General features: G+C 59.0%; 25 protein-coding genes. 12 read left to right on the top strand and 13 right to left on the bottom strand.

Annotation, left to right across the window (positions count from 1 at the left end; all coding sequences use genetic code 11):
• Nucleotides 1-42 precede the first annotated feature (42 nt).
• Nucleotides 43-585, top strand: coding sequence for a cell division protein ZapC (locus tag Q9R34_RS06390; protein WP_434124556.1), 543 nt, complete (start codon nucleotides 43-45; stop codon nucleotides 583-585).
• Between the two features lie 3 nt (nucleotides 586-588).
• Here Q9R34_RS06390 and Q9R34_RS06385 read toward each other — a convergent pair whose 3' ends face one another.
• Nucleotides 589-1,698: a YcbX family protein gene (locus tag Q9R34_RS06385; protein ID WP_485892827.1), complete on the bottom strand. Its 1,110-nt coding sequence runs from the start codon at nucleotides 1,696-1,698 to the stop codon at nucleotides 589-591.
• A 176-nt stretch (nucleotides 1,699-1,874) separates the two neighbouring features.
• Between Q9R34_RS06385 and rlmKL the strand changes: the two genes are divergently transcribed.
• The 5 genes from rlmKL to pqiC are packed head-to-tail and all read left to right on the top strand — an operon-like array spanning nucleotide 1,875 to nucleotide 9,390.
• The gene (gene rlmKL / locus Q9R34_RS06380; protein WP_485892826.1) at nucleotides 1,875-3,989 is read left to right on the top strand and encodes a bifunctional 23S rRNA (guanine(2069)-N(7))-methyltransferase RlmK/23S rRNA (guanine(2445)-N(2))-methyltransferase RlmL; all 2,115 of its coding nucleotides are present in this window, start codon (nucleotides 1,875-1,877) and stop codon (nucleotides 3,987-3,989) included.
• 6 nt (nucleotides 3,990-3,995) lie between these two features.
• The gene (locus tag Q9R34_RS06375; protein ID WP_434124561.1) at nucleotides 3,996-5,912 is read left to right on the top strand and encodes an ABC transporter ATP-binding protein; all 1,917 of its coding nucleotides are present in this window, start codon (nucleotides 3,996-3,998) and stop codon (nucleotides 5,910-5,912) included.
• Between the two features lie 16 nt (nucleotides 5,913-5,928).
• Nucleotides 5,929-7,197, top strand: coding sequence for a membrane integrity-associated transporter subunit PqiA (gene pqiA / locus Q9R34_RS06370; protein WP_485892824.1), 1,269 nt, complete (start codon nucleotides 5,929-5,931; stop codon nucleotides 7,195-7,197).
• The gene (gene pqiB, locus Q9R34_RS06365) at nucleotides 7,184-8,827 is read left to right on the top strand and encodes an intermembrane transport protein PqiB (RefSeq protein ID WP_485892823.1); all 1,644 of its coding nucleotides are present in this window, start codon (nucleotides 7,184-7,186) and stop codon (nucleotides 8,825-8,827) included. The genes pqiA and pqiB overlap by 14 nt, the downstream gene beginning before the upstream one ends.
• A complete protein-coding gene (pqiC, locus tag Q9R34_RS06360) occupies nucleotides 8,824-9,390 on the top strand; it encodes a membrane integrity-associated transporter subunit PqiC (RefSeq protein WP_434124566.1) in 567 nt (188 codons plus the stop codon). The genes pqiB and pqiC overlap by 4 nt, the downstream gene beginning before the upstream one ends.
• Nucleotides 9,391-9,426: 36 nt before the next feature.
• On the opposite strand, the gene Q9R34_RS06355 is transcribed toward pqiC, so the two are convergent.
• Entirely contained in the window at nucleotides 9,427-9,561 is a 135-nt protein-coding gene (locus Q9R34_RS06355; protein ID WP_485892822.1) for a hypothetical protein, read from the bottom strand.
• A gap of 107 nt (nucleotides 9,562-9,668) precedes the next feature.
• On the opposite strand from Q9R34_RS06355, the gene rmf reads away from it, so the two are divergent.
• Complete coding sequence (gene rmf, locus Q9R34_RS06350) at nucleotides 9,669-9,836, top strand: ribosome modulation factor (RefSeq protein ID WP_434124569.1); 168 nt, start codon at nucleotides 9,669-9,671, stop codon at nucleotides 9,834-9,836.
• A gap of 57 nt (nucleotides 9,837-9,893) precedes the next feature.
• On the opposite strand, the gene fabA is transcribed toward rmf, so the two are convergent.
• The gene (fabA, locus tag Q9R34_RS06345) at nucleotides 9,894-10,412 is read right to left on the bottom strand and encodes a bifunctional 3-hydroxydecanoyl-ACP dehydratase/trans-2-decenoyl-ACP isomerase (RefSeq protein WP_033751185.1); all 519 of its coding nucleotides are present in this window, start codon (nucleotides 10,410-10,412) and stop codon (nucleotides 9,894-9,896) included.
• Between the two features lie 67 nt (nucleotides 10,413-10,479).
• Complete coding sequence (locus tag Q9R34_RS06340; RefSeq protein ID WP_485892820.1) at nucleotides 10,480-12,294, bottom strand: AAA family ATPase; 1,815 nt, start codon at nucleotides 12,292-12,294, stop codon at nucleotides 10,480-10,482.
• Between the two features lie 105 nt (nucleotides 12,295-12,399).
• On the opposite strand from Q9R34_RS06340, the gene matP reads away from it, so the two are divergent.
• Nucleotides 12,400-12,867 (top strand): macrodomain Ter protein MatP, encoded by a 468-nt coding sequence (gene matP / locus Q9R34_RS06335; RefSeq protein ID WP_434124682.1) that lies wholly within the window; start codon nucleotides 12,400-12,402, stop codon nucleotides 12,865-12,867.
• A 71-nt stretch (nucleotides 12,868-12,938) separates the two neighbouring features.
• Here matP and ompA read toward each other — a convergent pair whose 3' ends face one another.
• Both ompA and sulA read right to left on the bottom strand, forming a co-directional pair.
• Entirely contained in the window at nucleotides 12,939-14,006 is a 1,068-nt protein-coding gene (gene ompA / locus Q9R34_RS06330) for a porin OmpA (RefSeq protein WP_434124573.1), read from the bottom strand.
• 352 nt (nucleotides 14,007-14,358) lie between these two features.
• Nucleotides 14,359-14,850 carry an SOS-induced cell division inhibitor SulA gene (gene sulA / locus Q9R34_RS06325; RefSeq protein WP_485892818.1) on the bottom strand — a complete coding sequence of 164 codons (492 nt, stop codon included), beginning with the start codon at nucleotides 14,848-14,850 and terminating at the stop codon, nucleotides 14,359-14,361.
• A 209-nt stretch (nucleotides 14,851-15,059) separates the two neighbouring features.
• On the opposite strand from sulA, the gene Q9R34_RS06320 reads away from it, so the two are divergent.
• Nucleotides 15,060-15,671, top strand: coding sequence for a TfoX/Sxy family DNA transformation protein (locus Q9R34_RS06320; RefSeq protein WP_485892816.1), 612 nt, complete (start codon nucleotides 15,060-15,062; stop codon nucleotides 15,669-15,671).
• On the opposite strand, the gene yccS is transcribed toward Q9R34_RS06320, so the two are convergent.
• Both yccS and Q9R34_RS06310 read right to left on the bottom strand, forming a co-directional pair.
• Nucleotides 15,668-17,806: a YccS family putative transporter gene (yccS, locus tag Q9R34_RS06315; RefSeq protein WP_485892815.1), complete on the bottom strand. Its 2,139-nt coding sequence runs from the start codon at nucleotides 17,804-17,806 to the stop codon at nucleotides 15,668-15,670. The genes Q9R34_RS06320 and yccS overlap by 4 nt on opposite strands.
• Nucleotides 17,807-17,815: 9 nt before the next feature.
• On the bottom strand, nucleotides 17,816-18,259 hold the full coding sequence (locus tag Q9R34_RS06310) for a YccF domain-containing protein (protein WP_434124579.1): 444 nt from the start codon (nucleotides 18,257-18,259) through the stop codon (nucleotides 17,816-17,818).
• 124 nt (nucleotides 18,260-18,383) lie between these two features.
• Here Q9R34_RS06310 and helD point away from each other — a divergent pair, with 124 nt between their 5' ends.
• Nucleotides 18,384-20,438, top strand: a complete 2,055-nt coding sequence (gene helD / locus Q9R34_RS06305) for a DNA helicase IV (protein ID WP_485892813.1) — start codon at nucleotides 18,384-18,386, stop codon at nucleotides 20,436-20,438.
• Here the strand turns inward: helD and mgsA are convergent, their stop codons facing one another.
• On the bottom strand, nucleotides 20,439-20,897 hold the full coding sequence (gene mgsA / locus Q9R34_RS06300; RefSeq protein ID WP_434124580.1) for a methylglyoxal synthase: 459 nt from the start codon (nucleotides 20,895-20,897) through the stop codon (nucleotides 20,439-20,441). It lies immediately after the preceding gene.
• Nucleotides 20,898-20,965: 68 nt separating this feature from the next.
• On the bottom strand, nucleotides 20,966-21,607 hold the full coding sequence (locus Q9R34_RS06295) for a YccT family protein (RefSeq protein WP_434124581.1): 642 nt from the start codon (nucleotides 21,605-21,607) through the stop codon (nucleotides 20,966-20,968).
• 172 nt (nucleotides 21,608-21,779) lie between these two features.
• On the opposite strand from Q9R34_RS06295, the gene Q9R34_RS06290 reads away from it, so the two are divergent.
• On the top strand, nucleotides 21,780-22,202 hold the full coding sequence (locus Q9R34_RS06290) for a CoA-binding protein (RefSeq protein ID WP_434124582.1): 423 nt from the start codon (nucleotides 21,780-21,782) through the stop codon (nucleotides 22,200-22,202).
• Between the two features lie 32 nt (nucleotides 22,203-22,234).
• Here the strand turns inward: Q9R34_RS06290 and hspQ are convergent, their stop codons facing one another.
• The gene (hspQ, locus tag Q9R34_RS06285) at nucleotides 22,235-22,552 is read right to left on the bottom strand and encodes a heat shock protein HspQ (protein WP_033751160.1); all 318 of its coding nucleotides are present in this window, start codon (nucleotides 22,550-22,552) and stop codon (nucleotides 22,235-22,237) included.
• A 59-nt stretch (nucleotides 22,553-22,611) separates the two neighbouring features.
• Nucleotides 22,612-23,802, bottom strand: a complete 1,191-nt coding sequence (rlmI, locus tag Q9R34_RS06280) for a 23S rRNA (cytosine(1962)-C(5))-methyltransferase RlmI (protein ID WP_485892811.1) — start codon at nucleotides 23,800-23,802, stop codon at nucleotides 22,612-22,614.
• A gap of 85 nt (nucleotides 23,803-23,887) precedes the next feature.
• Between rlmI and yccX the strand changes: the two genes are divergently transcribed.
• Nucleotides 23,888-24,166, top strand: a complete 279-nt coding sequence (gene yccX / locus Q9R34_RS06275; protein WP_434124585.1) for an acylphosphatase — start codon at nucleotides 23,888-23,890, stop codon at nucleotides 24,164-24,166.
• Here yccX and tusE read toward each other — a convergent pair whose 3' ends face one another.
• The gene (gene tusE / locus Q9R34_RS06270) at nucleotides 24,167-24,493 is read right to left on the bottom strand and encodes a sulfurtransferase TusE (RefSeq protein ID WP_216492017.1); all 327 of its coding nucleotides are present in this window, start codon (nucleotides 24,491-24,493) and stop codon (nucleotides 24,167-24,169) included.
• Nucleotides 24,494-24,608: the final 115 nt, after the last annotated feature.

Below are 24,608 nucleotides of genomic sequence, written 5' to 3'. Positions count from 1 at the left end.
AGTCTGTGCAGAGAAACGCGGCGGTTAATGACGAGGCAAATTATGAAAATCAAACCTGATGACAACTGGCGCTGGTATTTTGACGCCGACCATGACCGGATGATGCTGGACCTGGCTGACGGTATGCTTTTCCGCTCTCGCTATACCCGCAAAATGTTGACCCCCGACGCCTTCACCCAGACCGGATTCAGCGTTGACGACGCCGCCCTCTACTACACCTTCGAAGAACGCTGCCGACAGAGCTCGCTAAGCGTTGATCAGCGCGCCGAGCTGACGCTTAACGCGCTGGTGGCGAGCCGCTTTCTGAAGCCGCTGATGCCGAAAAGCTGGCATTTCACCGCCTGGACCTGCGTGATGCAGCCGGAGGCGGGCGATATGGTGGAGGTGACGCTGGCGGAAAACGGCGAACAGGCGCGGCTGCTGGCGGTAGAAAGCGGCGGCAACGCCACGCTCTGCCTGCTGGCGCAGCCTGCGCTTACGCTGGCGGGCAAGCAGATGGTGTTAGGCGACGCCATCAAAATCATGAACGATCGCCTGCTGCCGCACCATGCGGAAAGCGCGCCGCGCTTCGCTTACGCAGTCTGATCCTTACGCCAGTTCAATATCGCCGGCGGGAATGCAGCTGCAGCTCAGAATCGTGCCGTCGTCGCGAATGGCGCTCTTCTTCAGCGCTTTTACCTCTCCCGCAACCAGCGTCACTTTACAACTTCCGCACAGGCCTGCCCGGCAGGAGTAGGGGATTTTAAAACCCTGCTGCTCTAACTGCTCCAGCAGCACCTGCTGGTTATCGCCCTGAAAACGCTCGCCCTGCCAGGTAACAGAGACCGCCGCCGCCGTTTGCGGCTGCGGCTTCAGCGTCTCTACTACCGCGCCAGGCCCGTAGGCGCGCGGCGTATGACGCGCCAGCACCTGTACCTCATCCCCGGCGCGGACGATGCCGCTGCCGCGCGCAATCAAATTAAGGCCAAAGTCGATATCGCCGCTGCCGTCCTGCGCGCTGCGGAAACCCTGCAGGGTGGTTAACGGCTCGCCCTCTGGATGCTTGCGGCCGCTTTCGGTGCCGACGGTGGTAAAGACGCAGCGGCTGCAGGGTTTGGGTACGTCGAAGATCACGCTGCCGATCTGCACCGTTGCCCAGCTGTCTTCATCCCAGGCTGGCGCGCCGCTGACGATGAGGTTGGCGCGAAACTGTTCGGCGCGCACGCTGGCCGGGCAGCGCTGCTGCAGATTCTGCAGCGAGGCGCTGTTAACCAGCAGAAATGGATAGCCGTCGGCGAACCCCAGCGGCACCTCGTTGAAACGCTTTACCCGGCGCGACGGCTGCGGCCCCACCCAGCGCAGCTGCACCGGGCGCGGAAAAAAGGTGCTGAGCCAGGCGTTAATGGCGTCGGGAGCGATGCGCGCGGTAAAATGGTTGCCCCAGACTTCCGTCGGCGCCTCCTGCGCGGCGAAATCGCTGAAGCGGATCATCGCCTGGCTGCCGTCAGGTGCCTGCAGAGAGAGGCCGTCGGTCAGCAGCGCCGGGGTAAAGCGCACCATCTCCGGGTACTGCCGCGCGGTAATAAAGGTGCCGTCCAGATCCGTCACCATAAAAATGCGGTCGAAAGCCAGTCCGCTCTCCAGCGCCTGTGCATGAGAAAGGTGTACACCCCGCATCGATTTGACCGGATGAATGAACAGACGGGACAGCGTGAGCATGGCGATCTCCAGATAAGCGGGCGTAGGCGACAAAAGAAGCTAACTTTATGATACCTGGCGTCGGGACGCTATAGCCTCGTGATCGGCAGAGTGAGAGGCGTGCGTGTCGCTTTCCAACAATGAGGCGTAATTAGGGTATAATGCGCAGCAATTTTCTCAAGAGTAATAGTGACGATATGAATTCTCTCTTTGCCAGTACGGCGCGTGGGCTCGAAGAGCTGTTGAAAAGTGAGCTGGACGCGCTGGGCGCGCAGGATCTGCAGGTGGTACAGGGAGGCGTTCACTTTGAAGCCGATGACCGTACGATGTATCAGAGTCTGCTGTGGAGCCGGCTGGCGTCGCGTATTTTGCTGCCGCTCGGCGAATTTGGCGTCTACAGCGACCTTGACCTCTATGTCGGCGTACAGAGCATCGACTGGACCGAACTGTTCGGCAGTCAGCATACCTTCGTGGTGCACTTCAGCGGCACCAACGAATCGATTCGCAACAGCCAGTTTGGCGCGTTAAAGGTCAAGGACGCCATTGTCGACTCCTTTACCCGTCAGAAGCTGCCGCGTCCCAATGTGGATCGCGAACAGCCCGATATCCGCATCAACGTCTGGCTGAATAAAGATCGCGCCAGCATCGCGCTGGATCTGAGCGGCGAGGCGCTGCATCAGCGCGGCTATCGTCAGCAGACCGGTCAGGCGCCGCTCAAGGAGAACCTGGCGGCGGCCATCGTGCTGCGCTCTGGCTGGCAGCCCGCCACGCCGCTGCTCGATCCCATGTGCGGATCCGGCACGCTGCTGATTGAAGCGGCGCTGATCGCCTGCGATCGCGCGCCGGGCCTGCTGCGCAGCCGCTGGGGCTTCACCCACTGGCGTCAGCATAACGATGCGCTGTGGCGCGAAGTGAAAAGCGAGGCGCAGCAGCGCGCGCGCGCGGGCACCGCCGCCGCACAGGCGCGCTTCTTCGGCTACGACAGCGACGGCCGCGTGCTGGAGTGGGCACAGGCTAACGCCCGCCGCGCCGGCGTCGCCGATCTCTTTACCTTTGCGCGTCAGGATGTGCTGCAGCTGAAAAACCCGCTGCCGGGCGAACAGCGCGGCACGGTGTTGAGCAACCCGCCTTACGGCGAACGTCTGGAGAGCGAGCCGGCGCTGATCGCGCTGCACAGCCAGCTTGGCCGCATCATGAAACAGCACTTCGGCGGCTGGGCCCTGTCGCTCTTCAGCGGGTCGCCTGAGCTGCTGAGCTGCCTGCAGCTGCGCGCGGAGCGCCAGTTCAAGGCGAAAAACGGCCCGATTGAGTGCGTGCAGAAGAACTATCAGCTGGCGGAAAACAGCAGCGCCAACGGCGCGCAGATCGCCGAGGATTACGCTAACCGCCTGCGTAAGAACATAAAGAAACTGGAGAAGTGGGCGCGTCAGGAAGGTATTGCCTGCTATCGCCTCTATGACGCCGACCTGCCGGAGTACAACGTGGCGGTGGATCGCTACGGCGAATGGGTGGTGGTGCAGGAGTACGCGCCGCCGAAGACCATTGACGCCGCGAAAGCGCGCCAGCGCCTGTTCGACGTTATCGGCGCGACGCTCAGCGTGCTGGAGCTGCCCGCCAACCGCCTGGTGCTGAAAACGCGCGAGCGGCAGAAAGGCAAGAATCAGTATCAGAAACTGGGCGAGAAGGGCGATTTCTTCGAGGTGCAGGAGTACAACGCGCGCCTGCTGGTTAACCTCACCGACTACCTGGACACCGGGCTGTTCCTGGACCATCGCATCGCGCGCCATATGCTCGGCAAAATGAGCAAGGATAAAGATTTCCTTAACCTCTTCTCCTATACCGGCAGCGCCAGCGTGCACGCCGGGCTAGGCGGCGCGCGCAGCACCACCACGGTCGACATGTCGCGCACCTATCTGGAGTGGGCGGAGCGCAACCTGCGTCTGAACGGCCTGACCGGCCGTCAGCATCGCCTGATGCAGGCTGACTGCCTGAGCTGGCTGCGCGAGAGCGACGAGACGTTCGATCTGATTTTTATCGACCCGCCGACCTTCTCCAACTCCAAACGCATGGAGGAGGACTTCGACGTGCAGCGCGATCATATTATGCTGATGCGCAACCTGAAGCGCCTGCTGCGCGCGGGCGGCACCATCATGTTCTCCAACAACAAGCGCGGCTTCAAAATGGATCTCGAAGGGCTGGCGTCGCTGGGCCTGAAGGCGCAGGACATTACCCAGAAAACCCTGTCGCAGGATTTTGCCCGCAACCGTCAAATTCACAACTGCTGGCTGATTACGCACGCCGGTAAGGAATAAGTTCAGATGTCATTAATCAGTATTCACGGCGCTTACCTCTCATTCAGCGATGCGCCGCTGCTCGACAACACCGAGCTGCATATCGAAGAGAACGAGCGTGTCTGTCTGGTCGGCCGTAACGGCGCAGGCAAATCGACCCTGATGAAGATCATCAACGGCGAGCAGCCGCTGGATGACGGCCGCATCATTTTTGAGCAGGACCTGGTGGTGGCGCGTCTGCAGCAGGATCCGCCGCGCAATATTACCGGCTCTGTCTATGACTTTGTGGCGGAGGGGGTGGAAGAGCAGGCCGAGCACCTCAAAGCCTATCACGCGATTTCCCATGCGGTGATGCTCGATCCCAGCGAGAAAAACCTCAACGAGATGGGGCGCCTGCAGACTATCCTCGACCACCACAATTTGTGGCAGCTGGAGAGCCGCATCAACGATGTGCTGCAGCAGATCGGCCTGGAGCCTGATACCGAGCTGTCGTCGCTGTCGGGCGGCTGGCTGCGCAAAGCGGCGCTGGGCCGCGCGCTGGTGAGTAACCCGCGCGTGCTGCTGCTGGATGAACCGACCAACCACCTCGATATTGAAACCATCGACTGGCTGGAAACCTTCCTGAAGACCTTCAGCGGCAGCATCGTCTTTATTTCCCATGACCGTTCGTTTATCCGCAATATGGCGACGCGCATCGTCGACCTCGATCGCGGCAAGCTGGTCTCCTGGCCGGGCAATTACGATCTTTACCTGGAAGGGAAAGAGGAGGCGCTGCGCGTAGAAGAGATGCAGAACGCCGAATTCGACCGCAAGCTGGCGCAGGAAGAGGTGTGGATCCGTCAGGGCATCAAGGCGCGCCGCACCCGTAACGAGGGCCGCGTGCGCGCGCTGAAAGCGCTGCGTCGCGAACGCTCCGAGCGCCGCGAAGTGATGGGCAAAGCCAATATGCAGGTGGGCGAAGCGTCGCGTTCGGGCAAAATCGTTTTCGAGCTGGAGCATGTCAACTACGGCGTGGGCGGCAAGACGCTGGTGCATGACTTCTCCGCGCAGGTGCAGCGCGGCGACAAGATCGCGCTCATCGGCCCGAACGGCTGCGGCAAAACCACGCTGCTGCGTCTGATGCTGCAGCAGCTGAAGGCCGACAGCGGCCGCGTGCACAGCGGCACCAAACTGGAAGTCGCCTATTTTGACCAGCATCGCGCCGAGCTGGATCCCGACCGCACCGTCATGGATAACCTGGCGGAAGGCAAGCAAGAGGTGATGGTGAACGGCAAGCCGCGCCATGTGCTCGGCTACCTGCAGGACTTCCTTTTTCATCCGAAACGCGCCATGACGCCGGTGCGCGCGCTCTCCGGCGGCGAGCGCAACCGCCTGTTGCTGGCGCGCCTCTTCCTGCGTCCCAGCAACCTGATGATCCTCGATGAACCGACCAACGACCTCGACGTCGAAACGCTGGAGCTGCTGGAAGAGCTGATCGACGGCTATCAGGGCACCGTGCTGCTGGTGAGCCACGATCGTCAGTTCGTCGACAACACCGTGACCGAATGCTGGATTTTCGAAGGCAACGGCGAAATCGGCAGCTTCGTCGGCGGCTATCACGACGCGCAGCAGCAGCGCGCCGCCTACAAACAGCAAAAAAGCGCCCAGGGAAACAAGCCCGCCGCCGCGGCGAAACCGGCGGCGGAAAAAGCTGACGGCGCGAAACGCAGCGGCGGTAAGCTAAGCTATAACCTGACGCGAGAGCTGGAGCAGCTGCCGCAGAAGCTGGAGTCGCTGGAGGCGCGCATTGGCGAGCTACAGGCGAAAATGAGCCATCCTGACTTCTTCAGCCAGCCGCATGACCAGACTCAACCGGTGCTGGACGCGCTGGCGCAGACCGAGCAGGAGCTGGAAACGGCGTTCGCTCGCTGGGAAGAGCTGGAAGCGCTGAAAAACGGCGCGTAACCATAAGGGAGTCGGGATGTGTTCAGCCGCTGAAAGCCAGGCGTGGATGCTCTGTCCACAATGCGATTTAATGGTGAAACTGCCGGAGGTGCCGCAGGGTAGCCGCGCCTCCTGCCCGCGCTGCCATTCGGTGCTGACCGCCAACTGGCCCGAGCCGCGCAAGCGGCCGACCGGCTACGCGCTGGCGGCGCTGTTTATGCTGCTGCTGGCTAACCTGTTTCCCTTTATCACCATGAAGGTCGCGGGCCTCAGCAGCCAGATCTCGCTGCTGGAGATCCCGCAGGTGATGGTGTCAGAGAATTACAGCAGTCTGGCCACGCTGTTTCTGGCATTCGTTCAGGCGATCCCCGTGCTCTGTATGCTGACCATTATTCTGCTGGTCAACCGCATACCGATGCCGGTCAGCCTGCGTCTGGGGCTGGCGCGCATCCTGTTCCAGCTGCGCAACTGGGGCATGGCGGAGATCTTTATGGCCGGGGTGCTGGTCAGTTTCGTCAAGCTGATGGCCTACGGCGATATTGGTCTGGAAACCAGCTTCTGGCCCTGGTGCCTGTTCTGCCTGCTGCAACTGCGCGCCTTTCAGTGCGTGGATCGACGCTGGCTGTGGGATCAGATCGCGCCGATGCCGCCGCTGCCGCATGCGCCGGAAAAGGGCGTCAGCGGGCTGGAGCAGGGGATGCGCTCCTGTCCCTGCTGCACCGCAATTCTGGCCGCGGACCAGCCTGACTGTCCACGCTGCGGCGTCATAGCCGCGCCGCGCCGTAAACACAGCCTGCAGTGGACGCTGGCGCTGCTGTTTACTTCGCTGATGATCTATATTCCCGCCAACCTGCTGCCGATTATGGTGACCGAAACCCTCGGCACGCCTTATCCGTCTAATATTATGGCGGGCGTGATCCTGCTCTGGAGCGACGGATCTTATCCGGTGGCGCTGGTGATTTTTATCGCCAGCATCATGGTGCCGTCGCTGAAGATGCTGGCGATTGGCTGGCTCTGCTGGAACGCCAGCGGGCGCGGCCAGCGCGACAGCGAAAGAATGCACCTGATTTATGAAATCGTCGAATTTGTCGGCCGCTGGTCGATGATCGACGTGTTTGTTATCGCCGTGCTCTCTGCGCTGGTGCGCATGGGGCAGCTGATGAATGTTTATCCCGCAACGGGGGCGCTGCTGTTTGCGCTGGTGGTGATCCTGACCATGATCGCCGCCATGACGTTTGACCCGCGCCTGACCTGGGATCGCGTACGGGAACACACTACAAAGGAGCCGCGCCTTGACGGAAAATAACCACGGCCATGCCAAAGTTGACCAGATTAAACGCTGGTCGCCGGTATGGATTGTCCCCATCGTGACGCTGTTGATCGGCGGATGGATCCTGTTCTACCACTTCAGCCATCTCGGGCCGGAAGTGATCCTTATTACGGAAAACGCGGAAGGGATTGAAGCGGGGAAAACCACCATTAAAAGCCGCAGCGTTGAGGTCGGCACGGTAGAAAAAGCGGAGCTGACCGACGACCTGCATCACGTTGAAATCACCGCGCGGCTTAACTCCGGTATGGAAAAGCTGCTGCACGGCGACAGCGTGTTCTGGGTGGTGAAGCCGCAGATTGGCCGCGAGGGGGTAACTGGCCTGAATACGCTGCTCTCCGGCGCCTATATCGAACTGCAGCCGGGTAAAAAAGAGGAGCCAAAAGAGCGCTATGAGCTGCTTGACGCGCCGCCGCTGGCACCGCCGGACGCCAAAGGCATCCGCATTACGCTCGACAGCAAAAAAGCGGGGCAGCTCAACGCCGGCGATCCGGTGCTGTTTCGCGGCTATCGCGTCGGCACCGTGGAGACCAGCACCTTTGATACCGATAAGCGCATGATGACCTACCAGCTGTTTATCGCCGCGCCCTACGATCGGCTGGTGACCACCAATGTACGTTTCTGGAAAGACAGCGGCATCGCGGTGGATATGTCAGCATCCGGCATGCGCGTCGAGATGGGCTCGCTGACGACGCTGTTCAGCGGCGGCGTCAGTTTCGACGTGCCGGACGGCTGGGATTTAGGCCAGGCGGCAGCGAACAACGCCGACTATCATCTGTTCGACGATCAGCGCAGCATCCAGGATTCGCTCTACACTAATCACGTTGATTTCCTGATGTTCTTCACCGATTCGATTCGCGGCCTGCAAGTGGGCGCGCCGGTTGAGTTCCGCGGCATCCGTCTGGGTACGGTGGCGCAGGTGCCCTTTATGAACAAAGGGGTGAATCAGGCGTTGAATAACGACTATCGCGTGCCGGTGCTGATCCGCATTGAGCCCGATCGCTTTATCGCCAGACTCGGTCAGGACTTCAACCTGGAGCAGCATCTGCAGGACGGCAAAAAACGTGGCCTGCGCGCTTCGCTGAAAACCGGCAACCTGCTCTCCGGCTCGCTCTATATCGATCTCGACTTCTACGATAACGTGCCGGCTTATAAAGGCCCGAACAAAATTGCAGGCTACGAGATCATTCCGACCACCAGCGGCGGCCTGAGCCAGATCCAGCAAAAACTGGTGGCGGCGCTCGACAAGATCAACGCCTTGCCGCTTAACAATGTGGTGACCGAGGCGACCGGCACGCTGAAAGAGAGCCAGCGCACGCTGCGTGAAATGCAGGGCACGCTGAAAAACCTCAATCAGATCACCGCCAGCCCGGCGATGAAAACGCTGCCGGAAGATATGCAGCAAACGCTGCGCGAGCTGAACCGCAGCATGAAGGGGCTGCAGCCTGGCTCCCCGGCCTATAACAAGCTGGTGGGCGATATGCAGCGACTCGATCAGGTGCTGCGTGAACTGCAGCCGGTATTGAAAACGCTTAATACCAAGAGCAACGCGCTGGTCTTCGAGGCCAAACCGGGTCAGGATCCACAGCCAAAGAGGGCGAAACAGTGAGAAAAGGAGCCGTTTTTTGCGCCGCGCTGCTGTTAAGCGCGTGCAGCAGCACCATCGATAACACCTACTACCAGCTGCCGTCGAAGCCGGCGGCGATGCAGGTTCGCAGCGGCGGTGAAGCGCAGCCGCCAGCGCTGTGGGTTCAGCAGGTGGCGGTGCCTGATTACCTGGCGGGCAACGGCCTGGTCTATCAGACCAGCGACGTAAAGTACGTTATTGCCGCCAATAATCTCTGGGCCAGCCCGCTGGACCAGCAGCTTCAACAAACGCTGGTGGCGAACCTGAGTAAGGCGCTGCCCGGCCGGCTGGTTTCCGCTGCGCCGCTGGGCGAAAAGCATGACACGCTGAGCGTGACGGTAACCGGATTTCAGGGCCGCTATGACGGACGCGCCGTGGTGAGCGGCGAATGGGTGCTGCAGCATAATGGTCGTGTGGTGAAGCAGGGATTCGACGTGGCGCTGCCGCAGAACGAGGATGGCTATGACGCGCTGGTGCGCACTCTGGCTATCGGCTGGCAGCAAACTGCGCAGCAAATTGCCAATGCGGCGATAACCACAGAATAAAATTCGCTAAAGATGTTGCTCAGCCCCTGGTTGTCGTCAGCGAAATGCGGCGGCAAACAGGGGCTTTTTTGCTGCCGCTTCAAGGCGATAAAGGCAGCGGCCAGGCTGCGCGAGAGCAAAATCATGGCGATTTAGCGTCAAAATGATGACACTGGCGTGAAATTTGCGCATTGACCTTTCCGGTCAGGGCAGGTAGAACTTAATAGTGGTTGAGTAATAATTCGCCACTCTATTTCTTTCCACCAGATTCCACAGACCTGATATGAGGGATACGGAGTATGAAGAGACAGAAACGAGACCGCCTTGAACGCGCTCATGCACGTGGCTACCAGGCCGGTATTACAGGACGCTCAAAAGAGATGTGTCCGTATCAGATGATTGAGGCTAAGTCTCACTGGTTGGGAGGTTGGCGACAAGCCATGGAGGACAGGTCAGTTACGGTGTAATCGACCGTCAGGAAAAGGAAGAAACCTCCGCGCTGGCGGAGGTTTTCATTTGTGCAATCAGAAAGCGTTGGTGTCTTTGAACAGACCGACTTTCAAATCGCTGGCAGAGTAAATCAGATTACCATCAACGAAGACTTCGCCATCGGCAACGCCCATCACCAGCTTACGGTTAATGACGCGCTTGAAGTGAATGCGATAGGTCACTTTTTTTGCGGTCGGCAGCACCTGGCCGGTAAATTTCACCTCGCCAACGCCCAGCGCGCGGCCTTTGCCTTCGCCGCCCAGCCAGCCCAGATAGAATCCTACCAGCTGCCACATTGCGTCCAGACCGAGACAGCCCGGCATGACCGGATCGCCGATAAAGTGGCAGGCAAAAAACCATAAGTCCGGATTGATATCCAGTTCGGCTTCAACGAAACCTTTGTCGAACTTACCGCCATCTTCGGTCATCTTGACCACGCGGTCCATCATCAACATGTTGCCTGACGGAAGCGGCGGACCGTTCTCGCCAAACAGTTCACCGCGACCTGACGCAATCAGGTCCTCTTTGCTATAGGATTCGCGTTTATCAACCATGTTTTCAATAAGCCTTGTTTTAGTAGAGCACGAAGTTTAGCGAACAGCTGTACGCTGGGCAATTCAATCAGTTCTGGTTAAACCAGTTTAGCCAGCGAAGCGGCCAGGGGCGATGACTCGCTTCCTGCTGATTGAGTTGGGTAATACGATCCTGAATCCGGCGCAGCAGCGCGTCGCCGTTATCCTCTTCGCTGCGCCAGACCACGCCGGTCAGCAACGGCAGCGCCTCATCGGCGCGATCGATCGCCCAGATATGAAAACGGCCCTGTTCAACCGCGTCGACCACGTCCTGGCTCAGGCAGAGGTGACGTACGTTGCACGCCGGAATGATGACGCCCTGCTGGCCGGTCAGTTCGCGTTCGTTGCAGATAGTGAAGAAACCTTCAATCTTCTCGTTTAAACCACCGACCGGCTGAACATTGCCGAACTGATCGACCGATCCGGTAACGGCAATTTGCTGATTAATCGGCTGATTAGCCAGCGCGCTGACGAGGGCGCAGAGTTCCGCCAGCGAGGCGCTGTCGCCATCGACCTCCGAGTAGGATTGTTCGAAGACCAGCGATGCCGAGAAGGGCAGCTGCTGATCGAGCTCCAGCTCGGCGATAAGATAAGCCTGCATAATCATCATGCCTTTGGCATGGATGTTCCCGCCCAGCTCAGCTTTGCGTTCGACGTCGGTAAACTCGCCGTCGCCCGGATGTACCACGCAGGTAATGCGCGAAGGTTCGCCCCACGGGCGCGGATGGCCAGGAAACTCAACCACGGAAAGACCGTTGATTTGGCCGACCACTTCGCCTTCGGTTTCAATCAAGATCTGCTTCAGCAGAATTTCGTCGCGCATGCGCTCGGCGAGGAAAGCTTCGCGCCAGCCGCGTACGTCCAGGGCGCTGACCAGGGCCGCCTCGCTGAGCGCATTCTCCTGGGCGAAGGCTTCGCGCATCTGACGCAGCAGCCAGCGCGGGCAGAGCGGCAGCACTTCCTGATCGCCGGTATAACGCACCGCTTCGCGGATCAGCGGCGGCCAGAAATCGGCCTGCGGAGCGGGCAGTCCCGCCTGCAGCGCAACATCCTGCGCCCAGCGGCACCAGGCGAGCATGTCATCTTCATCGACGACCTGCATGTTTTCTTCAAATTCAGTATAGATCGCCATCTCGTGCAGTTCGGAATCGCTCTCCTGAAACGCCGCCAGCGCATCGCGATCGCCGCAGAGCACCAGCTTCAGGCTAAGCGGAAGCGGAGGTACAGAGACGGGCAGAGGATGACGTTCATCGGGCGATTGCCATTCCAGGCGACCCAGCTGGATAGCGCGTTTCAATCGCAGCCACAGCAGCGGCTGTGCCTGCAGGGTACGCAGCGACAGCACCAGCGTTCCGCCATTCGCGCGGTGGATCAGGCCCGGCTCAAGCTGCAGGCGGTCGCGATGCAGGCGCACGCAGCCAAACAGCTGCTCGTTCTCAACCCACTCCGCAAAATGAATTTGACCGCTGCCGGTAAAAGGATGCGAGGCATCGCCAGGGGGTTGAAGGGTCACGTTATCCGCGATGATATGATAATGTCCGCCGAACAGCTCATTGGGGTTGTCGGTAACGCGCTCCATCTGGCGCGCAATAAGCGCCAGGTAGTCCAGGTTTTCCTGACTACACACCAGCAGAAGGGGAAAGCCCTCGTTCTGCTGAGCGAGGCAGGCCAGCGCATTCAGCAAACGCGGCTGTACCGTCGCCAGGCTATCGGTCTCTTCTTCGGTAATACGGGAGAAAACGGACGCGTATCCGGTAATATTCGGCTGCAGGTCTTGCCAGGAAAGTTGGGAACTGGTCAAAATAATCGCATTTGGTTGATTAAAGAAAAGCGGGATTATACAGGAAACCCCTTTGTTAAGCACTGCATGGTTCGGATTAACCCTGAGACAGACAACGCCTTTTTCCTTACTGCATCCAGCAAAAAAACTGTTATCCTAAGTTTGTTACGCGGTCACGATGAGATTCCGATGAAATACCAACAACTCGAAAATCTTGAAAGTGGATGGAAATGGAAATACCTGGTAAAAAAACACCGGGAAGGCGAGCCGATCACGCGTCATCTTGAACGCAGCGCCGCGCAGGCAGCCGTAGATGAACTGCTCGCAATAGAAAATCGTCCGGTCGATGTGGCTGAATGGATCGCGCAACATATTCATCCAGACCTGGATAATCGGCTCAAACAGACCATTCGTGCGCGCCGCAAACGGCATTTCAACGCTGAGCATCAGCACACGCGTAAGAAATCGATCGATCTGGAGTATCTGGTGTGGCAGCGACTGGCAGGGCTGGCGCAGCGCCGCGGCTGCACGCTATCGGAAACTATCGTTCAGCTGATCGAAGATGCCGAGCGTAAAGAGAAATACGCTACCCAGATGTCGAGCCTGAAACAGGATCTGCAGGCGATTCTCGGCAAATCAGAAACGGGCAGCGACTAGCGTGGCGCATAAAAGCCAGAAAAGAGACATAAAAAAACCCCGCTTTGCGGGGTTTTTTCTTACGAAATAACTTAAGCCTGCGGCTGAGTTACAACGTCTTTGATGCCTTTCACGTCGATTTCTACGCGACGGTCCGGACCCAGGCAGTCGATCAGAGCCTGACGGCCTTTCACGCTGTCACAGGTGTTGCCGGTAACTGGGTTAGATTTACCCATGCCACGTGCAGAGATCTTGTTAGACGGGATACCTTTAGAGACCAGGTAGTCAACCACTGACTGAGCGCGTTTCTCAGACAGTTTCTGGTTGTACTGCTCAGAGCCGATGCGGTCAGTGAAGCCCAGAACGACGACTGAACCATCTTTCGGATCCATTGAGCTCAGCTGGCTGTACAGCTGATCCAGCGCCTGCTGGCCTTCCGGCTTCAGGGTAGCTTTGTTGAAGGTGAACAGCACGTCAGACTTCAGGGTGAAACGCTTGGTTTCAACAACTGGAGCCGGTGCCGGAGCCGGAGCAACAACCGGTGCAACTTCATCCTGACCGAAGCGGTATGAAACGCCTACGCTCAGCATGCCGTTGTCAGGACGAGCGCCAACGGTCTGTGCGTCGCCGATGTTGTTCACCCACTGGTAGTCCAGACGCGTTGCCCAGTTCTGAGTCAGAGCGTATTCAACACCCACTGCTGCCAGCGGAGAAACGCCGGTGTCGTGGTTGCTGATGCGGCCGTTGACAACGTTGTTCTGCGTTGCGTCAGCGCGCCATACCATACCACCCAGACGGGTGTAGACATCCAGATCGTCAGTGATCGGATAGCTCAGTTTAGCAGCCAGCTGAACGCCCTGTGCTTTGAATGCGCCGTTGTTTACGGTGCCTTTGTTCGGCATACGGCCAAGCCAGTCGTAGCCCAGCTCGAAGCCCAGGTACGGGTTAGCCTGGTAACCTACGAATGCACCAGCGCCAAGCTGTGATTCGTGAGTCGGACCATTGTTGTTGCCATAACCGTTACCGTAGTAACCAGTATCGTGATACTGAGACCAGCCCAGTTTAGCACCGGTATACCAGGTGTCATCTTTCGGAGCGGCCTGCGCTACGGTAGCGAAGCCAGCCAGTGCCACTGCAATTGCGATAGCTGTCTTTTTCATTTTGCGCCTCGTTATCATCCAAATAGGCAATGAGCAAAAAGGGATGCTCTTGGTTGTAATCCTTCGCCGGGTTAATACGCTCGCTTATGACTCTACCGCTAAAAAACGGAGATTATTGAGCACCCTGGCGAGGTAAAGTCTACAACGAGATTGGAAAGTTACAAGTATGATGTGAGGGGATGCTGCAAAAAAACAGGGCTTTATACACATATTCTAACATTTCGCCCGGTCTTAATGCCGTCGTGCTTCAAGGCAAAATGCAGCTAAACCATTGTCAAAGCTGGAGGGAAAAGAATCAGTGGTTTAGCTGTAACAAAAAAGGTAAACGGCGCGAGAAAAATCCTATTTTTACTTAATGAAACAAATCCGACTGAATTTTTAGCCCTTTATTTGGTCGCAGCGTGGGTTCGCTCATCCCGTTTGGGCGCATAATCAACCCTAACGCTTTTCCTTCTGCCGCCGCCTGTTCTAATTCGCGCCGCTCTTCTTCATCTAAATCATAGGGTATCCACGCCAGCACGACGCTGTAATTTCCTGTGCGCAAAGCTTTAATCATCGCCTCAACAGAGGTGCAACGCTCAGAATCCGCAACGTGCATGCTTTTTTCCAGCGGCAAACCTGACTGCTGCAGCCAGGCGCGATTGAGCTTGTGCGCGGGCGTCAGCCACAGCTGCCAGCGAGACTCCTGGCTGAGCTGTTGCAGTAACGGCAGCAGCAACATTTGCATCATGCCGGGCTGCTCGCTGTAGCGCAGTTCCGTAATCCAGCCGCTGTGCTGCGAAGGCTGGGAAGCGGAAACGTGACGGTGAGCAAAGCCTGCATTATTAAAGTGTTGGGTGCGCATAAGTTAACCACTCAGCATTGGACTGTATGGATATACAGTAATGACTTCCTGGATAAAGATCAACCTCAAATTTGGAAAACGGCTCGCAAAAAAGAGAGAAGGTCGGGCTCGAACAAAAGAATTAATTGAACCCTTAATTGATTTTTTCTATATCTCTAACGGATTGATAGTGATGGTTTTTTATTAATTGAACACAAGGAGAGCGTGTCATGAAAAAACAGCACCCTGTTGTAGAACGGTCCCGCAATCGTCTGGCCGCGTTAGGCCACATTGAGTCGCGCACTCAGTTCGGCGGCTATGCGCTGGCGGTGGAAAAAGTCGTTTTCGCTCTCATCAATGACGACGCGCTTTATCTGCGCGCCAGCGAAGCGCTGAGGGAGTATGCAGCGCGGCAGCCGATGCAGCCGCTGGTGTTTCGCAAGCGCGGCACCGAGGTGAGCCTTAACTACTATCGCGTCGACGACGCGCTCTGGCGCGATACCGATCGCCTGCTGTCGCTCTCCGCCGCCTCGCTGCGCACCGCTCAACAGGAGACGCTGGCTAAACAGCGGCCGCTGCGGCTGAAAGACCTGCCCAATCTCAGCCTGCGCATGGAGCTCTTGCTGCATGAGGCAGGCGTAAGAAGCGTGCGCCATCTGAAAGAGCTGGGAGCAAAACGGTGCTGGCTCAGGCTCAGAGCAATCAACCAACATATCGGCTTTAAAACGTTGCTGGCGCTGGAAGGGGCGATAGAAGGACGCCATGAGGCCGCCCTGCCGCAAACGGTCAGGGCGGAACTGAGTGAATGGTATCAGGAGACGTTGAAAGGCGACGGCGCTTAAGGCTGCGCCAGCGTCCTGCGCAGACGGGCGATTTCTGGCAGCAGCGCGACCAGCAAGCCCAGCTGCTGCAGCACCAGCGGAGCGCGTGTCTCCTGATTGGCAGCCATATCGCTGATGCGCTGCGTCAGCGCGCTCTGCATTGCTTCCGCTTCGGCGTCGCTCACCACGTCGGTTTGCAGCACATCTTCGACATAGCAGACCGTGTCGTCGAGCAGCGTCAGCAGTGCGCCGTCGTTCAGCTTATCGCGGTGTGCCCCCAGCGCAGAAATATAGCTCAGGAAAGAGTGGTTAAGGCAGAGCAGCTGGAAAGCGGACTCTTTATGTTTCTGCTGCGTCCGCGACTCGCCGCTCATATTGGAGACCACCGAAGCCAGCTCAGCATCAGCGTTGTGAGCGTCGCGGCGCGCGATACGATAGGCGAGGCGGTTATCTTTGCCCTGGTGATACTGCTCCATAATCGCATCCAGATAGCGACAGTTAGCGTTCAGGGTACGCGCCGCCACGGCAGGCAGCTGGCGAAAACGCCAGTCAGGCCAGATAAACGCCACCGCCAGCCAGGCGAGGGCGCATCCCAGCAGCGTGTCCACGATGCGCGGCAGCGCCACCTCGAATCCCTCTCCCAGCAAATTAAAGCAGAGCAGCACCAGCAGCGTGATAAAGAGCGTCGCCTGCGCGTACTGCACCTGACGAAAGGCGAAAAACAGCACGCCGCTGACCACGATCAGCACCAGTTGGCCTTCGGTCGAGGGCACCAGCCAGAGCACCGGCAGGCCGATAGCGATGCCCGCCAGCGTACCGCCGATACGCAGCGCAAGCCTGCGCCGCGTGGCGTTATAGTTAGGCTGGCAGACAAACAGGCTGGTAAGCAGGATCCAGTAGCCGCGATCGAGGCCGGTAATCTGAATAAAGCCGTAGCCGATACAGAGCACCACCGTCATGCGCACCGCATGACGGAACAGCGCGGAGGCGGGGGTCATATGGCGGCTCAGCCGCAGGCGAATGTCGCTCCAGCCGCTGAGCCCTTCGCGCGACAGTCGGTTATCGCTCGCCAGGTTTTCGCTGGCTAACGACTGCTCAGACTCTATCGATCCCAGCTGCGCGTCGATAGCGCGCAAATTGCGCAACAGCCAGAAAAGCGGACGCAGATGGGGCGCATCAGGCTCGTTTTGCTGCAGGCGCTCCAGCGCCGTCTGCAGACGATCGAAGGCGCGCTCGAAGCGCGGGTCGTGCTCCCAGCGTTCGCGCAGCAAAATGCACTGCGAGAGCTGACGGCATGCCTGCGCCTGCATATTTAGCAGCCGCTGAAAGCGGAACAGGATCTCGTTGTAACGCCAGTCGTCGCGCAGCAGATGATACTGCAGATGGGAGGAGCTGGCGCGCTCGTGGATATCCTGCGCCACAAAGTAGTAGTGCAGGCTGCGGCGGGTGCTGCGCGAACCGCGATCGCCGCGCAGGCGGCTCTGCAGCGTGCTTTTTGTCAGATTGAGCTGCGCCACCAGCTGGCTGTTGACCATTGCGGTGCGGATCAGCGTGGCGTCATCCTGCGCCTCGCCGTCGGGATCGAACAGATTCGCCTTGGCTTCAAGATACTGCGCCAGCTGCGCGTAGCTGCCCGCCAGCTGTTCCTGCACCGGCCGCACTGGGAACATCAGATGGCCGAGCAGCGTCAGCACGTTGTACCAGAGCGCCCCGACCAGCAGCATTATTGGCTGCATATACCATTGTGAAAAGAGCCCGATGCCCAGCATGGTGTAAATGGCAATCAAGAGCGCGCCAAAGGCGATGGTGGCGTAGCGCTGACCAAGCGCGCCCAGCAGAATAAAGCCCCAGGTGGAGAGCGCCAGGCCGACCATAAAGGCCAGCGGATGGGGAAACAGCAGCTCTACCGACACCGAGGCGATACAGAAGCAGAGCAGGGTAATCAGCAGATTGCGCAGCCGACCGGTAAGGCGATCGTCGAGATCGGCCAGCGCCGCGGCCACCACGCCGAGCGTCAGCGGGATGGTCCAGTCTATCTGATGCAGCCACCAGGGCACCGCCGCACAGCCGGTCAGCGCCAGAAAAATGCGCAGCAGATAGCGCCAGCTGCTGTTAAAGAGATAGTTGCGCCAGCCCGGCAAGGCGTTGGACATCATGTGGCGGCCTCAGTAGCGCCGACGGGCGCTGGCGTCGCGCGCGGCGCGCGCTTCTTCAACCGAGACCACGCGGCGGCCAACCGGCCAGAGCGCGATAGCGGCGATTTTAAAGTTGGCGAGGCCCACTGGAATGCCGATGATGCTGATGCACTGTACGATGCCGGTAGAGATATGGGTCAGGCAGAGCCACCAGCCGAAAAAGATCAGCCAGAAAATATTGAGGAAGGTGCCGCCGGTGTTCATCAGCGCGCTTTTACTCTCCGGGCGCAGCACGTCCACATGCACCGCCTCGTTGCCGTAAGGCAGCAGAGAGAGTTTGGTGATTTCCCAGCAGGAGCGCGTCAGCGGCAGGGTAAAGATCAGGACGATACTCACCAGCGTGGCGAACAGCCAGCAAAGGGTGGTGATAAACCCGCCGAGGATAAAGTTGAGAATGTTTAACACAGTGCGCATGGCGTTTTTTTCCTTTTGCTTTCCGCAAGATGTGCCGCCAAGTTTAGCCTGTTTTAAGGCTGGAGCGCCAAGAGTCTGACAGGTAAACTCCCGATATTCTTTTCCCAGGTTCGACGGTGTGGACATGGAACTCAAAGCGACATCGATGGGCAAACGGCTTGCCCAGCATCCCTATAATCGGGTACGCCTGCTGGCGGCCGGGGTGGAAGTAAGCGGCGACCGGCACGAATACCTGATTCCTTTCAACGAGCTGCTTGATATCAGCTGCAAGCGCGGCATGGTCTGGGGCGAGCTGGAATTTTTACTCCCTGACGACAAAGTAGTGCGGCTGCACGGCACTGAATGGCAGGAGACGCAGCGCTTCTACCACTATCTGCTGCAGGCCTGGCAGGCGTGGAGCGCCGAGATGAGCGCGATTTGCGCCGGGGTGCTGGATGAACTCAGGCAGGAGATCGCGCGCTTCGGCGAGCAGGATCGCTGGATCAAGCGCAGCGAGCTGCAGGCGCTGCGCGCCACCATCGAGAAACAGTTCGCCGCGCTGCCGCTGCCGCTGGCGCGCCTTGAGCAGTTCAGCGGCTGCCGCGAGCCTTACCTGCTTTGCCAGCGCTGGCTGGAGCAGGGCGAGGCGGCGCTGCGTCAGCGCAACCGCGACTGGACGGCGCGCATGCTCAGCGCCCATCACGATTTTTTCGCCTCGGTGGAAACTTCGCCGCTCAACCTGTCGCAGAGCGAAGCGGTGGTGAACGGCGAAGATGCGGTGCTGGTGCTTGCTGGCGCAGGCAGCGGCAAAACCTCGGTGCTGGTGGCGCGGGCGGGCTGGCTGCTCAGGCGCAAGCTGGCCGCGCCCGATCAAATTCTGCTGCTGGCGTTTGGGCGTCAGGCGGCGGAAGAGATGAACGATCGCATTCGGTCGCGACTGGGCGTCACCGACATTCAGGCGCGCACCTTTCACGCGCTGGCGCTGCACATTATCCGCGAAGGCAGCAATAAGCAGCCGGTCATCAGCAAACTAGAGAGCGATACCGCGGCGCGTCACGCCCTGCTGATCGACAGCTGGCGTCAGCAGTGCGACGAGAAGAAGGCGCAGGCGAACGGCTGGCGCCAGTGGCTGCGCGACGAGCTGGAGTGGGAGCTGCCTGAAGGGCACTTCTGGCAGGACGATCGGCTGGCGAAACGGCTGGCATCGCGCCTCGAACGCTGGCTGGGACTGATGCGCATGCACGGCGGCGCGCAGGCGGCGATGATCGCTGACGCGCCGGAAGAGGTGCGCGAGCTGTTCGGCAAACGAGTGAAGCTGATGGCGCCGCTGCTGAAAGCCTGGAAAAGCGCGCTGAAAGAGGAGGGCGCAGTCGATTTTTCCGGGCTAATCCATCAGGCCGTGGCAATTCTCGACAAGGGACGCTTTATCAGCCCGTGGAAACATATCCTGGTAGACGAATTTCAGGATATCTCGCCGCAGCGCGCCGCCCTGCTTGCGGCGCTGCGTCAGCAAAACAAGCGCGCCACGCTGTTCGCCGTGGGCGACGACTGGCAGGCGATCTATCGCTTCACCGGCGCAGAGATGACGCTGACCACTGCCTTTCATCACTACTTCGGCGACGGCGATCGCTGCGTGCTGGATACCACCTATCGCTTTAACGATCGCATCGGCGATATTGCTAACCGCTTCATCCAGCAGAACCCGCACCAGCTGCGCAAGCCGCTCAACAGCCCGATCAAAGGCAGTAAAAAAGCCGCAGGCCTGCTACCGCAGGAGCAGCTGGAGCCGCTGCTGAACAAGCTGAGCGGCTACGTAAAACCAGACGAGCGGGTGCTGCTGCTGGCGCGCTATCACCATCTGCGCCCGGACGTGCTGGATAAAGCGAAAACACGCTGGCCGAAGCTTAACCTCGACTTTATGACTATTCACGCCAGCAAAGGACAGGAAGCGGATGTCGTTATTCTGCTGGGCTTGCAGGCGGGCAAAGAGGGCTTTCCCGCCGCGGCGCGTGAATCGGTCATTGAGCAGGGACTGCTGCCGTCGCCGGAGGATTTCCCGGATGCGGAGGAGCGGCGGCTGGCCTATGTGGCGTTAACGCGCGCGCGCCAGCAGGTCTGGATGCTTTACGATCGCGAACAGCCTTCGCGCTTCGTCGAGGCGTTTCGTCAGCTCGGCGTGCCGCTACTGCGTAAAGCCTGATTAGCTCAGGCGCGCCTGCAGATAACGCTGATAGTCGGGGATGGCGATCTCCACCGTCTGGGCAAACAGCGGCGACTGAATAATAAAGTTGGCCGTGGCGCGGTTGGTCGCAACCGGAATGTTCCAGACGGTGGCGAGGCGCAGCAGCGCCTTCACATCGGGATCGTGCGGCACCGCATTAAGCGGGTCCCAGAAAAAGATCAGCACGTCAATTTTGCCTTCCGCAATCAACGCGCCCACCTGCTGGTCGCCGCCCATCGGGCCGCTCAGCATCGCATTCACGTTCAGGCCTGTATGGCGATTAATCAGATTGCCGGTGGTGCCGGTGGCGTAAAGAGTGTGAGGTTCAAGGATGGGCTGGTTCTCTTTGACCCAGTCAAGCAGCGAGGCCTTGCAGTGGTCGTGCGCAACGAGGGCGATATGTTTGCTGAGGCCAAGCGTGCGGGTGGTCTGTTCCATAAAGAGGTCCTGATGAAGTCGCGTGCGAAGAAGAGTGGCACGAGTTTACCCTGCGTCTTTCGCGCCTATCAACTTGTCCTTAACAATTTGACCAGCGACATAAATTGCTGGCGGGTCGCCTGATCGAAGCGATGAAACCAGCGTTTAATGGCGGGCGACTGCGCTTCGTCTATCCAGACAAACTCGGCTTCAGCGGGCGGGCGGTTAGCCGCACCGTCGCGTACGGCGGCGAAATGGGGAACGGAGGCGATCTGGCCGTTGCGGTTATAGCGGATCATCGCCTTTTCCATATCGTTTTCCGCGGAGAGAGGCAGGCGATCGCGTCGAATATCGATCTCTTTGCCGCGCTCGTCGACCAGCTGGAAGTTGAGCGTGCGGTCGAAGTGGTGGCGCTCGCGGCGGTTTTCCAGCGCGGGCAGGCGAATGGTGATGGTTTTAACCTGGGCGTTGAAGGTGACGATCATCGGCGCAGACTGATAGCGCAGCGACGCATCTTTGCGGGCGTCGCGCAGCTGTTCGACGCGAAAGAGAAACTGATGCTGCCCGCGCTCCAGCTCAAGGCTGTCGGCGCCTTTTAGCAGCGAACCAGAAATTTTGCGCCCGTCCAGCACCAGCAGATCGATCTGCGGATCAAGCTTCAGCGTGATGGCGTGACAGGTTGCCGAGATGAGGAGAACAGTCAACCCCGTCACGGCCAGAGAGAGTTTCATGTAGACTCCAGAATAGGGCGCAAAGTTTTGTGTGTAGCAAATTCTTACATTATGGCAGTAAATTTACATTTGAACATATTTTTTTGTGCGCCAGTGCAAAATTCCCTTTTCTGGAGAGCGGCTCGCTTAACGGGCAACGCTACATTTAATGCTCTGAAATAAGGAGAGAAAGATGAACGATCAAACTATTCGCGACGTGTTAACGCGCACTCAGCGCATTGCACTGGTAGGCGCCAGCGATCGTCCAGACCGACCGAGCTACGGCGTGATGAAATATCTGCTGGAGCAGGGCTACGAGGTGGTGCCGGTGAGTCCGAAACTGGCCGGGCAGACGCTGCTGGGCCAGACCGCCTACGCGAAACTGGAAGAGGTCCCGGGCAAAATCGATATGGTTGATGTGTTTCGCCATTCAGAAGCGGCGTGGGGCGTAGCGCAGGAAGCGATTGCGGCAGGCGCGGATACTCTCTGGCTGCAGCTGGGCGTGATCAACGAGCAGGCCGCCGTACTGGCGCAGGATGCCGGTCTGACCGTGATTATGGATCGCTGTCCTAAAATAGAAATTCCGCGTCTGGGCGTGACGCGACAGAAACCGTAGTATCACAGGCGGCGCAGAAGTGCCGCCTGCGATCAGTGGCGCAGGCGCGGTGCCTGCAGCTGCTGGCGAATGGATGCGGCCAGCTCGTCCATCTCCGGCTGTTCCGGATGCTCCGAACTGGTTTCGCCGGAAAGCTGTATCTCAGCGATATAGGTGTGCACCTGATCGCCTTCTTCATCTTCCATCACCACGTGATACCAGGGCGCGCGGCGCAGCGTTTCGGTCGCGCCGACCTCGTCAAGCTTCGGCGTATCCAGCGAATATTCGGGATCGACATCGACTATTACGCCCAGCACGCCCGAAAGGCGGTGGCGAACCTGCTGACCAATACCAAATTTAGTGGCAATCATAGTGACCTCCAGAAAAACTGCCTCCTGATCAATATGGCGTCAGAAGGCGCTTTTTCAAGTCACACCACACGACATGCAAAACCTTTAAGATAAAGTCCCTCAGGATAGCTGGCGATCACCGGGTGATCGGCCGCCTGACGGAACTGCTCGATAAACTGCGCTTCGCGACCGGCATCCAGCGCCGCATCAGCCACGATTTTCTGAAACAGCTCGGTCGTCATCAGACCTGAACAGGAGAAGGTCATCAGGATGCCGCCGGGATTAAGCAGCTGCATCGCCAGCATATTGATATCTTTATATCCGCGGCAGGCGCCCGCCAGCTGGTTTTTATTCTCCACGAACTTCGGTGGATCCATGATAATCAGATCGAACTTCTCACCGGCGTCGCGGTAGCGGCGCAGCAGCTTGAACACGTCGTCGCGCACAAACTGCGCGCGTGACAGATCCAGTTCATTGAGCTCAACGTTCTGGCGCGCCACGTCGAGCGCCTCCTGCGAGGTGTCCACGCTTATCGCTTCGCGGCAGCCGCCCATAAGCGCCGATACGGCAAACCCGCCGGTATAGGAGAAGCAGTTCAGCACGCGCGCATCCTGCGCGTAGCGACGCGTCGCCAGACGGCTGTCACGCTGGTCGAGGTAGTAGCCGGTTTTATGGCCGCCCTGAATATCGACCAACAGCTTCATGCCGTGTTCGGTTATCGGCAGCAGCGGCGGCGGTAGTTCGCCGGTCACCGGGCCCTGCGTCAGCTCCAGCCCCTCTTTTTTACGCACCGCCACATCGGAGCGATCGTAGATGGCGCACTGGGGGAAGCACTGCTGCAGCGCGGAGATAATCGCCGGGCGCTGGTATTCGGCCCCGGCGGAGAGCAGCTGCAGCACCAGGAAATTGCCGAAGCGATCGATGGTCACGCCAGGCAAGCCGTCCGATTCGCCGGCGATCAGACGATAGCTGTCCAGCCCGTCTTTCTGCGCCAGCCAGTCACGCCACTGGCGCGCCTGCTCGAAACGGCGCACGAAGAAGGCGATATCAATTGATTCGTCCTGCTGCCAGCTCCAGACGCGGGCACGAATTTGCGACTGCGGCGACCAGGCCGCGCGCGCGAGAAATTTGCCATTATGGTCGCAGACATCAACGGTTTCACCCAGTTGCGCTTTACCTTCAAGGCGCGCGACGGCACCGGAAAACACCCACGGATGGCGGCGGAGCAGGGATTTTTCACGTCCCTTAGCGAGAATCAATCGAACGGTCATAGTTTGCTATGCTTACCTGAAAAAATGAGGCGCCATTGTCCGGCGGTTAACGGAAAATTGCAACGCGCAGCGGCAGGAGAGAGTGATGACATCAACCTGTTACAAAATATGGGTGCATGGCAGAGTGCAGGGCGTAGGGTTCCGCTACGGCACTCAGGCGCAGGCGTCGCAGCTTGGCGTGTTGGGTTACGCGCGAAATCTGGATGACGGCAGCGTCGAGGTGCTGGCCTGGGGCGAGCCGGACAAGGTTGAGGCGCTTATCGCCTGGCTCAAGGCGGGCGGGCCGCGCGGCGCGCGCGTCGACAAGGTGCTTATGGAGCCGCATCAACCCGCTGAGCCGCCGCGCCGTTTCACTACCGGCTGATCAGAGACACTTCGCCGGTTTGGGCAGGCCGGCAATTTTAGTCGCCTGTTTCGCCGGGCCATCCGGGAAGAGACGGAACAAATAGCGGCTGTTGCCTTTCTCTTCGCCGTACTTTTGCGCCATCGCCTTTACCAGCATGCGAATGGCGGGCGAGGTGTTGTACTCCAGATAGAATGCGCGCACAAAGCGCACTACTTCCCAGTGCGCATCGCTCATGGCGATGCCTTCTTTATCGGCGATCTGTTCTGCGAGCGCCTCGCTCCAGTCGTCGCGATGTTTCAAATAGCCTTCGCCGTCGACCTCAATGGTTTTACCGTTAAATTCCACGTTTGCTCCTGACTGCGTTATCCGGCGGCATTCTACCAAATTGCGCCGTCAGAAAAAGCAAAACCCCGCCGAAGCGGGGTCAGGAAGGCGCTGTTGCAAGACGCGTTACGCTCTG

Source organism: Enterobacter sp. BRE11 (genome assembly GCF_031844285.1).
Classification (GTDB): Bacteria; Pseudomonadota; Gammaproteobacteria; order Enterobacterales; family Enterobacteriaceae; genus Pantoea.
This window is presented reverse-complemented; position numbering and strand designations above follow the sequence as displayed.